The sequence below is a fragment of the Jatrophihabitans sp. genome, assembly GCA_036389035.1.
Taxonomy (GTDB): Bacteria; Actinomycetota; Actinomycetes; order Mycobacteriales; family Jatrophihabitantaceae; genus Jatrophihabitans_A.
The window spans coordinates 268021-280580 of the sequence record DASVQQ010000039.1; the positions used below are offsets into that span (position 1 = coordinate 268021).

The following is a 12560-nucleotide window of genomic DNA, read 5'->3' on the forward strand; positions in this document are numbered from 1 at the left end:
GTCATGGGGAAATGGCTCGGGACGAGACCGAGGACTACTTCGCCGTCGCGGGAAGCGCGAACACCAAGCGGTCCAGGGTCAGTAGCGGCGGCTCGCCGTCGCGCGGTGACAGCAAGGTAAGGCCAAAGTGCCACTCGGCGCCGTCGACGGGCGGCTTGACCTTCTCACACCAGTCTTTGAGCACGCGGGCAAGGTCACCGGCCAGCTCGGAGTGGGACAGCGCCGCCTCGGCGAAGGCCACCGACAGCTCGGTGCGCAGCCCGGGGTCGTCCGGACCTGGGGTGGTGAGCAGGTAGCTGTACCGGATCGCGACGGTGACTCGGCCGTTTGCGTTGGGTGATCGCGGGTCGAACGGCGGTTGCGAGCCGAACAGCGTGTCGAAGCAGGCCTGCAACGCCTGCTCCACGCTGGCGCCGCTCAACGCGATGTCCTGCGTCCAGACATTGGCCGGGCTCACCCTGTCGCTGGTGTGGCTCGGCAAGGCCAGCACGAAATCCGGACTGGTACGGGTGCCTGCCCGCAGCACCGCGTTGCGGGCGACCGTGACCTCGGCCCGACCTATCGACTGGGTCGCCACGCTTAAGCCCGGCCACTCCAGCCGGAAGGTGAGCGGCTGCGACGCGGCGACCGGCCGAGCCGGGGTGTAGTCGCGCTGACCGTCCAGCGCAGGTCCCGCTGTCAATGCCTCCTGCTGATCGTCACTTTCCCACGTGATCACCGGCCAGTCGCTGGCGTGTCGACCTGCGGCCGCTCGATCTCTCGTCACGACAAGCCGTTCCAGTTGCCGTTCGCCCTCGGCGTTCCACCCGTAGCCGGCTCGCAGCCGGTACTCGTGGCGCTTGTCGCCGTCCGCGCTCGCCGGGCTCGGGCCAGTGGTGCTCACGCCAGCGGCAGGGGACCTTTCGGGGTGGCCGGCCCAAGCCTCGGCGACTGCGCCGACGAGGTTGCCCAGAGTCGCCGTGGCGTTCTCGCGGACCTGCCGCGCGGTCGCGACGTCGCGCCCCTTCGGTGGCTTGGTGTTCCAGCTCAGCAGCTCCGCCAGTTGATCGGCGACAGTGACGTAACCAGCCAGTGCTTCGGCCAGCGTCGTGCCGGGTGCGCTGGCAGCGTGCGGAGCGGCGTCGGGCAGGGCAGGGTGCCAGACCGAGAGCCGCACCTCGTCGTGCGCGGCGTGCTCGTGGCTGTAGCGGACTGCCAGTGTCCAATAGGCTGCCTGGTTCAGGGTTGGCTGGCCGGGCCCTGTCCAGCTCGGCTGCGCGGAGACCTCGCTCAGTGCCGGCGGAGCAGGGCGCAGCCGTTGGGCGAGCGGCAGCTCGAGGTCGCCCAGGTCGGCGCTGACGTCCTTGGGCAGGTAGTCGCCGGCGAGCGGGCGCACGAACGACAGCGTGACCTGGCCCTGGTCGGCCGTGCCGCCATCGATCGTCAGCGAGTCGAAGACCTGGTCGCAGTGCACGGTGACGCTGGTGTCGCCGTGCCGCAAGGCGTCCTGCTGGGAGGTCTGCAGAGCGAAGGTCGACCAGCCGTCCTGCTGGCTCAGCTCAGTCGTGCTCGGCTGCGCCACACCGTTTGCCCGCACAACGCCACCGAGCCGCGCGGCCGGCGTCCGGTCCTTTCCGAATCCGGTCACGGCGACCACCGAATGCTGGACGGTGACCGAGCCGTACCCACCGGCCAGGCTGTTCCGGCAGGCCGAGGCAAGCGCCGCCCGGGCCGGTGGCAACCAGGCGGCCTCGGCGGATCCGTCAGCTTCGGCTGCCGGGGCAGGCGTCGGGGCTGGAGCCGGCGTTGGCGCCGGGTCCGGCGCCAGCACCACGGCGGCGTCGGCGGCGATCGCATCGGCGAGATCGTGCCGCACTTCCAGCAGGGCTTCGGGCGCCTGATCCCTCAGCAGGGTGGCGAACGGCGCGTCCAGGTAACGGTCCAGATCGGTCAGAAAGCGGCGCGCCCAGCGTTCGGCGTCGACGTCGTGGAAGGTCTGCTGCGTCGGCTGTCCCAGAGCGCCGAGGTCAGTCAGCTCGCTGACCGGTGTCTGAAAGTGCAACGGGGCGGTGTAGAGCGGCCGTGGCGCGAGGTACCGCGCGTCGGCGTGACCGGCCGGTGGCTGCAGCCGCACGCTGGTGATCCCCTGGCCGCCGAAGACGACGGCCCACAGGGCGTCAGCCTTGCCGGCTTGCTCAGCGCCGGCTGGCTGAGCGGTGCCTTGCCGGGGAGTGGCCAGCCGGATGCTCGGGACGGCCACCAGGCAGGCATCGACGAATGCCCCGAAGGACACCGCGTCCTGGGCGGGGGCAGGCACCACCGAGTCGACGTGCTCGACCTGCTCGACCTGCTCCACCTGCTCGACCGGCGCGGGCGTCGGCTCGGGCTCCGGCACGGGTGCTGCCTCCCGGATTCCGGCCGGACCGGTGGCTGCCGGGCGTTCCAAGCGCAGCGTGATCGCGAGTTCGAAGGCAGGCGCGGCAAACGTCCCGACAAGCTGTTCCGAGGCGGTGAGTGTGACCGGTGGTGGTGGCAGCAGCACCCGGGCGCCCGGGCGGAACAGCGGCGTCGACGCGTTGGCCGCCAGCAGCTCGGCGACCGTGTGCCGGGCCCCCGCCGCGGCGAGCCGGCGGAGCACGGCACTGAGGGTGTCGTGCCGCGCCGTGGTGACTGTCGTGGCGCCCATGCTGAGCTGCACCCTCGGCTCCAGCACGCCGAGCACCGTGGCGTTGAGGGCGGCGAAGATCTCGGACGGGCAGCCGTGCTGGGCCTGCGCCTCCGAGGCGGTCAACGGGCCGTCACCGGCCAGCACGGCGAGTGGGCGGCTGAGTGCGGTGTCAGCGGGCAGCGCCACCACACCGGGCAGCACCCAGGACGCTTCGGCGGCCAGCAGCAGCCTGCGGTTGTCCTCCAGCAGCTGCTCTGGTGTGATGCCCAGCCGGCCGGCGACCTCGGCCAGACTGCTGGAATCAGAGGGAACGGTGTCGGACGGAACGGTGTCGGACGGCTCAGTGTCGGGCTCGCTGTCGGACGGCTCGGCGTCGGACGGAACGGTGTCGGGCTCAGTGGGGCTGGCCCGGTCTACCAGAGGTTGCCCGGCAGCGAGCAGGCTGTTCAACGGCCGGTCAGCGTTAGCCGCGGCCAGGATCTGCGCCGGCACGCCATAGCTGTCCATCAGCTCCTCAAGCGTGCCAACGCTTGTCAGGTCGGGCGGCGTGACGGCTGCGGTGGCCGAGGCCAGCAGCTCGGCAGCGGCCGCGTGACGCCGTAGCGAGGACGCGCCATCGGCGACCGGTATCGCCAGGCCCGGGTTGAGCGTGCTCAGCAGTGAGACGGTGAGCCCGGGCTGGTCCAGTTGCGAGCAGATCAGCCGGTACCGAGCGGCCCGCTCGGCGGGGGTCCCGGATGGGTCGAGGGGGTCGGATGGTTCGAACGGCCCGGATGGCCCGTGCGGCCCTTGCACGGCCGGAGCCGAGACGGTGACCGACAGGCTCGGTGACTGCTCGGTGCCGTCGATCCGATACGAGCTGACCGCCCCGGGCCAGGACCGCACTCCGATCAACGGCTCAGCCGCCGCCTGCGCGGATTCTTCGGACGTGCCCATGCCGGCGGCAGAATTCAACTGCGATTTCACATGCGAACCATAGCGGCGCGCACGGGGTGCCGGCAGTGATCGCTGAACTTCGCGGCCGTCCTGTCACCGGCCGGCCAGATCCAGGCCAGGAGCTGTACGAGCCCTGTCCTCTGAGAGCCCCGTCTCTGAGAGGCCTGCCCTGCTCCTCAGAGCGTGTGTGACAGCATCTGCGGCGTGACCGAGATGCGGATGGGTAGCAATATCGCGGTGTCCGCCGCCGCGGTGCGGATGACGCTGCGCTGGTCGCAGGCGCCCGGGCCGGCTGATTTGGACCTGTCCGCGCTGCTGCTGCAGGCACATGGCAAGGTCGGCGTCGAGGAGGACTTCGTCTTCTACAACCAGCCTCGCCATCCCTCCGGCGCCGTGGCGCACCTGACCAAGTCCCAGACCGGCCAGGACTTCGACCGGATCGACGTCGACCTGGACCGGGTGCCTGCCGACGTCGCCCGGGTCATGATCACAGCATCGGTCAGCGGAGCGACCCTGGGTCAGATCTCGGGTCTGGAGCTGTCCATGGTCGACGCGCTGACCGAGCAGCAGCTGGCGCGCTTTCCCATGCAGGGAAACGCCGAAACCGCGTTTCTCTGCGGCGAGCTGTATCGCCGCGCCGGCGCGTGGAAGTTCCGTGCGATAGGTCAGGGATACAGCGCAGGCCTGGCCGGCATCGCGACCGATTTCGGCATCACTGTCGACGACGCTCCAGCGCCGCCGCCGCCACCGCCGTCGGTACCGCCACAGCCGTCAGCGCCGGCGCGGCCGTCCCCGCCGGGGGGCGGCGCGCCCGTGCCCGACCCGACGATGACGCCGTCCGCTCCGATGGCCGGAACGCCTGCGGGACCTCCCGCCACCGAGGGCGCTGCCCAGCGGACCGGGGATATCGCGAGTCAGGTGCAGGAGGCGTTCGAGCCACCCCCACCGGATGAGAAATCCCAACGACGATCGGCCGAACGCGATTTCGGGAAGGAAGCCGACGCGATCGGCAAGATCCTGTCGGCCAGCGGCGAGGTTCCGCTGGTCATCGCTTCCGACACTGCCTTCAACACCCGCGTCATAGTCGTCACCGACCAGCGAGCATTCCAGATCAAGGGCGGCAAGATCCGAAGGGAACTGGCGCACAGCCAGGTGCAGGTCACCAAGCTTCGCCCGCTCTTCGACGGCATCCTGGTGATCGTCGAATCCTTCATGGCCAATCAGGATTTTCGACCGGACGACCCTCGCCGCGAGGAGCACATCCTGCAGGTGAAGGTGGCCACGCCCGGTATCGCCAACCTCATTCGCGGCCATATCGACCGCCTCATCGGCGCCTGACGCGACCGCGACAGCGACCGCGACTCAGGGCGCGTTGGTGTCGTACGTGGCCAGTCCCAGCTTCGACCAGGCGGCCAGCAACTCCCGATCACCGGCCGCCGCGACCAGGTCATCGTCTAGGACGCTCTCGGCGGCGGCGGAGTGCACAGCGTCATAGCCTCGAAGTCCGAGCTGCTGCTCGGCCAGCGCCGCGGCCCGGACGACTGCCGGCTGGTCCACCTCCACGACATCGACCTGCTCCCATAGCTGATCGAGCAAGGTGAGCGCGCCGCGGTGCGTTCGAGTGGTGAGCCGGTTCAGCCGCCTCGCCTGGGCAAGGGAAGCCGCGGCTTCGACGTACATCAACCGGCTTGCTACGACCGTGTCGGCGTCGTCCCAGAAGCGACGGCAGGACGGGCTGCTCGGCTCGGCGATCAGCAGCGGGACAAAGGCTGAGGTGTCGAGATAGCCGATCACCGCCGCTGGTCACGGACGAGGTCAGAGACCGTTCCCCCTGCGAGCAAGGGATCGGGGGCGGGACGTTTACGGCGAGCGGCCTTGGCCACCCGGCCCTCGGCGATCAGGGTCTCCAGCCTGGTGGGCTGCCCGATCGGCACGATTCGCGCGATCGGCCGGCCATGGTCGGTCACCGTGACCGTGTGCCCGTCGTGGACCGAGGCCAGGTGACGGCTGAGGTTGTCTCGCAACTCTCTGATGCCTACGTCCATCGAAACTCCCGCCGGCGAGACTGTGGCTACAAATAGCTTATCAAGTATAGCCACACCGGCAGCCCCGCAGGCGGCCGAGCCGGTAGCCGGCCGAGCCGGTAGCCGGCCGTGCTCAGTCAACCGAGCACGGCCGGCCTTCACCGCATGATGGAACACGAACTGCGCAGGCCCGCTCGCGACTCAGTTGCGGGAGTTGTGGCTGATCAGGAATCCGGTGTTGATCGGAGCGCCGGCGTTGGTGAAGCAGTTGACGTTACGCACGATGACCTCCGAGAGGCTGTGGACCCAGAACCAGCTCAGGCCGCAGAACTCCGAGCCTCCGCCGGCCGCGGTCACCTGAACGGTGTCCGGCGGCACGGCCAGCATTGGGAACCGCACCATGGACAGGCCGACACCGCCGCTGGCGATCGTGTTGACGCCCGGGCCGGCCTGGCTGTTGAAGTTGGTCGACGGCGGGCCGAGCGGCGGGCTGTTCCACAGGTAGCCGAAGTACTTCGGCGGTATGAGTGCCCCGTACAGGGATCGCTGGTACTGGTAGGTCAGGGTGAACTGGGTGTTCAGCGGCGCGCCACCGGCGCCGAAGCAAAAGACTTTGACCTGTTGGCCGCTGCCTGAGGACGCCCAGGCGCCCACCTTGCAGCGGGCCGGTATCTGAGGGCTGACAGCGGTGGCCTGCAGGCTGCCGTCGGTCGGGCCGGGCGTGGCCAGGCCGGGGAACTTGACGAGCCACTGCCCGACGCCGGTCGGGGTCACGCTGTTCGCGACCCCTGCCGAGTTGTACTGGCTGATCAGGGCGCCGCTGGGCTGGGAGTGGACGTAGCCGAACTGCCCCGGCCCGGCGGCCGGGCCTGAACTGCTGCTGAAGATCGCGCTGAACGAGGAGGGGTCGAGCGCGCCGCCGACCCGATAGCAACTGATCAGCACCTTCTCGTCCGCGCCGGACGGGCCGAAACTGTCCACCTGGCACCAGTGCGGCGCGTTGTTGATCGCTGTCACGTGAGCTACCCCGCCAGCCGCCGCCTGTCCGGGAAAGATCACCTGGTACCGGCCGACGCCGATGACGGTCACCGTGGTCGCCGCCGGCGAGGTGCCCGAGGCCACCGGCGTGCTGCCGTCCCAGAGCACGAAGCCGAACCTGTCCGGGACGGCCGCCTGGGCGCTGCCCCCCGGACCGGCCACGGCAAGGCCGGCCGCCAGTATGGCGAGGGCGGCACCCCCTGCCCACCAACGTCGCGCTGCCAGCGATCTGAGTCTTTCAGTGATCATCCGACCCTCCGATACGGGCAATACGTACGATTGCCGTGATAGGCATCACACTCCCACGAATCGGCGCAGTGCTCCAGACACAGATAGGCATCGGTGAGGTCAGCATCCGATCTTGGAGGCGAGCCGGGGCGAGGGTGGGGCGAAGCTCGGCGGACGTGCCAAGGAAAGAGCGGTGGCTCGGGCAGTATTCGCCGAAGCAGCCGGCTGCCTACCCACAGTTGACTGCTGGCATGTCAGGGCAGCGCCGCATCCGGGTCGGCATCGACACCGGCGGCACCTTCACCGACGTGGTCGCCTTCGATGAGCAGACCGGTGAGCTGGTCAGCACCAAGATCGCCTCGACCCCGGCCGATCCGGCGCAGGGCTTTCTGGCCGGAATCGACAAGGTGCTCGACATCCTCGCCATCCCGCGCGAGCAGGCCAGCCGGGCGCTCAGCGCGGTCTGCCACGGCACCACGGTGGCCACCAACCAGCTGCTCGAAGGCAAGGTCGGGGTGCTCGGCTTCATCGCCTCCGAGGGCTATGAGTTCATCCTCGAGATCGCCCGGCAGTCGGTGCCCGACGGTTACGGCAACAGCTACTTCTGGGTGAAGCCGGAGCGGATCGTGCCGGCTGACCGGGTCCGCACCGTCGGTGGCCGGCTGGATTACACCGGCGCCGAGGTCCGGCCCTTCGACGAAGCCGGCGCGATCGAGATCGCCCAGTGGTTCAAAGGAAAGGGCATCGACACGATCGGGGTCTGCCTGCTGCACTCCTACGCCAACCCGGCGCACGAGCAGCGGATGCGCGACATCCTCGCGACCGTTCACCCCTCGGCCGTCGTCTCGATCTCGTCGGAGGTGCTGCGCGAGTACCGCGAGTACGAGCGGTCGATGACCACGCTGGTCGACGCCGCGGTCAAGCCCAAGGTGGCCGGCTACGTCGGCGCCATCACCCGCCGCCTCGACGCCCTCACCGAGGGGCATGAGGTGCCGTTCTACGTGATGAAGTCCAACGGCGGCGTGCTGTCGGCCGCCGAGGTGGTGCACCAGCCCATCACGACGGTGCTGTCCGGCCCGGCCGCCGGCGCGCTCGGCGCGGCGATGATCGCGGCCAACGCCGGCTTCGCCCAGGTGCTCACCTGCGACGGCGGCGGCACCTCGACCGACGTCTCGGTGGTCCTGGACGGCGAGCCGACGCTGACCACCGAGGGCACCGTGGGCGCCTACCCGTCCAAGATCCCGATGATCGACGTGGTGACCGTCGGGGCCGGCGGCGGCTCGATCGCCTGGATCTCGCCGGAGGGCGCGCTGAAAGTCGGCCCGAAGTCGGCCGGCGCGGACCCGGGCCCGCTGTGTTACGGGACCGGCGGCGCCGAGGTCACCGTCACCGACGCGCACCTGGTGCTGGGCCGGATACCGCCGCACCTGCTGGGCGGTGAGATCCCGCTCGACAACGCCGCCGCCCGAACCGGCCTCACCAAGCTGGCGGCCGAACTCGGGCTGGAGCTCGCGGCCTGCGCCAGCGGCGTGCTGGAGATCTCGGCCTGGAACCAGGCCAACGCGTTGCGCCAGATCACCGTCCAGCGGGGCCTGGACGTCCGCGAGTTCACCCTGACCACCTTCGGCGGGTCGGGCTCGCTGCTGCTGTGCCGGCTGATCGACATCCTCAACCTGCGCGGCGTGCTGGTGCCGCCTGACCCGGGCAACGTCTCGGCCTTCGGGCTGCTCACCGTGGACGTCAAGAACGACTACGTGCAGACCGCGGTGGCCAAGCACGCCGAGCTGGACCCGGTCGAGGTCAGCGCCAGCTTCGCCGCGCTCACCGGCCAGGCCGCCGCCGCGCTCGATCGAGAGGGCTTTGCCCAGTCGCGGCACCGGTTCCTCCGCTCGGCCGACCTGCGCTACTTCGGCCAGGCCTTCGAGGTCCGGGTGCCGGTGGCCGAAGGCGAGCTGACCCGATCGGCTCTGGAAGCCGTCGCGCTGGCCTTTCACGACGCGCACCGCGGCCTGTACGGCTATGACTTTCGCGACCAGCCCAGCCAGCAGGTCGAGTGGGTCAACCTGCGGGTCTCGGGCATCGGGCCGATCCGCCGTCCCGAGTTGCGCCGGCACGACGCGCCCGCCGGCGATGTCGAGCGGGCCCGCACCGGCACCCGCGACGTGTGCTTCGATGGCCGGCGCTACCTGCCGACGCCGCTGTACTGGCGGGCGGATCTCGGTCCCGGCGACCTGCTGACCGGCCCCGCGGTGATCGAGGAGTTCGGCTCGACCGTGCCGCTGCATCCGGGCTTCAGCGCCAGGGTGGACGACTACGCCAACCTGCTGATCAGCCGCGAGGCGACAGCATGAACGCAAGCCCACCGACCGACTCGCTGACCGCCGACCGCGGCGTGACGGTGGACCCGATCGTCCTGGAGATCGTGCAGGGCAGCCTGGCCGCCGTCGAGCAGGAGGTCGAGACGGCGATCGCGCGCACCTCCCGATCTCCGATGATCCGCGACGCCCACGACTTCCGGGCCGGCATCCATGACCGGTTGCTGCGCAAGCTGACCGGGCGCAGCTACTCCGCCCTGGTGCACCCGATCGCCAGGGACTTCCCGCTCGCCGAGATGCGTCCCGGGGACGTGTACTTCCACAACGACGTCTACCGCTCCGAGGGCGGCATCGGCCACCTGCCCGACCTGTGCGTGACGGTTCCGGTTTTCGTGCAAGGCGAAACCGGGGCTGCTGACGACGTGCAAGTGGTGGCGTTCGTGCAGGCCTTCGGCCATCACGACGACATCGGCGGCGCGGTGCCGGGCTCGATGCCCAGCTCGGCCACCAGCGTCTTCGAGGAGGGCCTGATGGTGCCTCCGATCAAGCTGTGGGATGCCGGCGTGCCCAATCGCGCCGCGCTGACCATCATGACCCGCAACTCGCGGATGCCGGACTCGCTGGCGGCGGACCTGGACGCGGAGTGCTCGGCGTGCCTGATGGGCTCACGCCGGCTGTCCGAGCTGTTCGAGCGCTACGGCCGCGGCACCGTGGAGGCGTGCTTCGACCAGATCGTCGACCGCACCACCGAGACCTACCGGCGCGAGATCCTCACCAAGATCCCGGTCGGCAGCTGGACCTGGGAGGACTACGCCGAGCACGACGGGGTGGAGCCGCCGAAGCTGCACACCCAGCGGATCACGCTCACCCGGACCGGCGCCGAAGACCCAGGTGGCGAAAGGCTGATCCTGGACTTCAACGGCACCGCGCCGCAGGCCAAGGGACCGATCAACCACTGCGGCGACTACGCCGACGGCAACTTTCTGAAGAAGTGGCTGGCGCCGGTGCTGCGCAATCTCGCCGACAGCCCCGAGCGGATGGCCGAGCTCGACGTCAACGAGGGGGTGGTGCCGCTGATCGAGATGCGGTTCCCGCCGCCCGGCACGCTGCTCACCCCGGTGTTCCCGGCGCCGACGAACGCCCGGACCTTCGTGATCCTGCGGTTGTTGGGAGTGCTGGCCGGGGTGCTGGCCAAGGCGGTCGACGGCCGGATGCCGGCCGACCAGGAGACCATCCGCTACACCGGGGTCTACGGCGAGGACACCGACGGCCGGCCGTACCTGATGCGCGAGGTGCTCGGCGGCGGCTCGGGCGGACGCTACTACGCCGACGGCGAGGACACCATTCACGTCGTGCCGGACTCGCGCAACCTGCCGACCGAGTTCACCGAATCCCGGTTTCCTTTCCTGGTCGAGCGATTGGGCCTGGCGGTGGACTCCGGCGGCCCGGGCGAGTTCCGCGGCGGCCTGGGCTACGACAAGCACATCCGGATGCTCAAGGACGGCCATTTCATGTCGATCGCGGACCGGTCGATCCTGGCCTGCTGGGGGGTCAACGGCGGCAAGGCCGGGCAGCCGTTCTCGGTCGTGATCGACGCCGGCGGGCCCAACGAGCGGGTGGTGGACGCCCTCGCCGACGCCGAGCCGGTCCGGGCCGGTGAGGTGATCCGGATCCGCACCACCGGCGGCGGTGGCTGGGGCGACCCGCTGCGGCGGGCTGCCGAGGCGGTGCTGCGTGACGTCCGGTGGGGCAAGGTGTCGGCCGCGGCGGCCCGCGCCGACTACGGCGTGGTGCTGACCGGCGCCGGTGACGAGCTGGCCGTGGACGCCGCGGCCACCATCGAGCTGCGGGCACGCCTTGCCGCGGCCAGACCGGTCGACCCACCATTCTTCGACCGCGGCCCCGGCTACGCCACCCTGTCCGGCGGCGCGGAGTCCTCCGAGTACGACCACCTAAGTCGTTAAGGGTCTCGTCTGGTACGACCCGCGCGGGGTCAGAGAAGTGATGCTGCCGCCGGGCTCGACCCGAACGTCTCGGCTCAGCGCCGACCGGGCAGGTCAGCGCTGCTATAGCGGTTCACACAGGAGCGCTCGGTCATGGATACGTGCGTCGTGGCCTTCTACGCTGGTGCCTGCTAGGTAGCCGGGCCTGCGGACGCGTGCTTTATGCATCTGCAGATGCGCGAGGCGACTACATGAACCCGGCCATTCAACTTCACGAACTTCTGTCCGATATCGTCGCCCTGCCTCCGCACGCAACGTCTTGGCTGGGGGCTTGGGCGGTTGCGATCGGCACTTCTGAGGAGACCGTGCTCGACCACATGCCCGCAGTGATCTCCCTGTACAGGGAGACCGTGAAAGGAGTGCGAGTCTCCGGAAAGAATACGAGCGCTCTACTGTGGGCAGCCCCTTATTGGCAGCGGGCAGTCATGATGAATGATGTGCGGTGGACCGGTGCGATTACAGAAAGCGGGTTCCTGCTAAGCGAAGCGCAGGTTCACGGTCTTTACGCTGCTTCGCTCGCTCTTGATGGTCCACACTTAGGGCGTGACTGGCCTGATACATCGTTGGAATTGCTAAAGGATAAGCTGGCAGACTTGAGGTCCATAGTTGACACGGAAGAAGACTTGCCTGCTGACCTTCGACTGTTTCTTCGGCAACACATCGAAAGCATGGATCAGGCAATCGACGAGTTCACCATCACGGGTGCCTGGGGTGTGTCGAGTGTCGTTGAGCGGGTTATCGCTACTGGCATTACACGACCGGACTTGTTTGAGCGCGTCACGAGGTCTAAGGCCGGGAAGCAGTTCTTAGCGCTTTTTGCGGCTTCGTCACTTTTTCTTGCAGGCTACAACGACATGGCGTATAAGATCGAGACTGCGATTTCAAACACCAAACAAATTGTCGAGACGGTTCAAAACGGGCAGCCGAAGGCCATCGAGAATAAGAAGCCTTTGGAATTGGAAAGCATACCTTCCGCTCAGGAAGGTCAATCTAACGCCGACCCGCCTTCCTTGGATTCAGGTAACCAGCACGGTGAGGGTTAGCCGGTAAGGAAAGGGCGCACCGGGTCAACCAAAGCTGGCCCGGTGGATATGTACGTTCCCGTCAGTGGGTGCGATCGCTAGGCGCTCTAGCTCGAGAGCTCTGGTGACCAACAGTAGCGGTGAGCGCTAGCTGTACTGACCACAGACGTTGGTGACGGCGTGGCTGGCTGACAAGGCGAAGACCTCCGAGTGAAGTGCGAGCTGTCGAGGAACGCACACCACCGGAGGTCTTCGTGTCCCACCGTAATGCCCCGTTGTCAGAACTCGGTCGTCTGCGCCTGGCCCGTTGTGTCGTGGAGGACGGCTGGCCGTTGCGTCGCGCTGCC

General features: G+C 68.8%; 9 protein-coding genes. 5 read left to right on the top strand and 4 right to left on the bottom strand.

Annotated elements, in window-relative coordinates; genetic code table 11:
* Positions 1–34: 34 nt before the first annotated feature.
* Positions 35–3613: a hypothetical protein gene (locus tag VF557_20035; protein HEX8082509.1), complete on the bottom strand. Its 3579-nt coding sequence runs from the start codon at positions 3611–3613 to the stop codon at positions 35–37.
* 189 nt (positions 3614–3802) lie between these two features.
* On the opposite strand from VF557_20035, the gene VF557_20040 reads away from it, so the two are divergent.
* Entirely contained in the window at positions 3803–4921 is a 1119-nt protein-coding gene (locus VF557_20040; GenBank protein HEX8082510.1) for a TerD family protein, read from the top strand.
* Positions 4922–4945: 24 nt separating this feature from the next.
* Here the strand turns inward: VF557_20040 and VF557_20045 are convergent, their stop codons facing one another.
* The 3 genes from VF557_20045 to VF557_20055 all read right to left on the bottom strand — a co-directional run bounded on the left by VF557_20045 (position 4946) and on the right by VF557_20055 (position 6894).
* Positions 4946–5377: a type II toxin-antitoxin system VapC family toxin gene (locus VF557_20045; GenBank protein HEX8082511.1), complete on the bottom strand. Its 432-nt coding sequence runs from the start codon at positions 5375–5377 to the stop codon at positions 4946–4948.
* Positions 5374–5628 carry a type II toxin-antitoxin system prevent-host-death family antitoxin gene (locus VF557_20050; GenBank protein HEX8082512.1) on the bottom strand — a complete coding sequence of 85 codons (255 nt, stop codon included), beginning with the start codon at positions 5626–5628 and terminating at the stop codon, positions 5374–5376. The genes VF557_20045 and VF557_20050 overlap by 4 nt, the downstream gene beginning before the upstream one ends.
* 180 nt (positions 5629–5808) lie before the next feature.
* Positions 5809–6894 carry a hypothetical protein gene (locus tag VF557_20055; protein HEX8082513.1) on the bottom strand — a complete coding sequence of 362 codons (1086 nt, stop codon included), beginning with the start codon at positions 6892–6894 and terminating at the stop codon, positions 5809–5811.
* A gap of 230 nt (positions 6895–7124) precedes the next feature.
* On the opposite strand from VF557_20055, the gene VF557_20060 reads away from it, so the two are divergent.
* The 4 genes from VF557_20060 to VF557_20075 all read left to right on the top strand — a co-directional run.
* Positions 7125–9224, top strand: coding sequence for a hydantoinase/oxoprolinase family protein (locus tag VF557_20060; GenBank protein ID HEX8082514.1), 2100 nt, complete (start codon positions 7125–7127; stop codon positions 9222–9224).
* Entirely contained in the window at positions 9221–11152 is a 1932-nt protein-coding gene (locus VF557_20065) for a hydantoinase B/oxoprolinase family protein (protein HEX8082515.1), read from the top strand. Before VF557_20060 ends, VF557_20065 begins: the two co-directional genes overlap by 4 nt.
* A gap of 230 nt (positions 11153–11382) precedes the next feature.
* Positions 11383–12234, top strand: a complete 852-nt coding sequence (locus VF557_20070) for a hypothetical protein (GenBank protein ID HEX8082516.1) — start codon at positions 11383–11385, stop codon at positions 12232–12234.
* A gap of 233 nt (positions 12235–12467) precedes the next feature.
* On the top strand, positions 12468–12560 hold a 93-nt coding region (locus VF557_20075), incomplete at its 3' end, for a leucine zipper domain-containing protein (GenBank protein HEX8082517.1).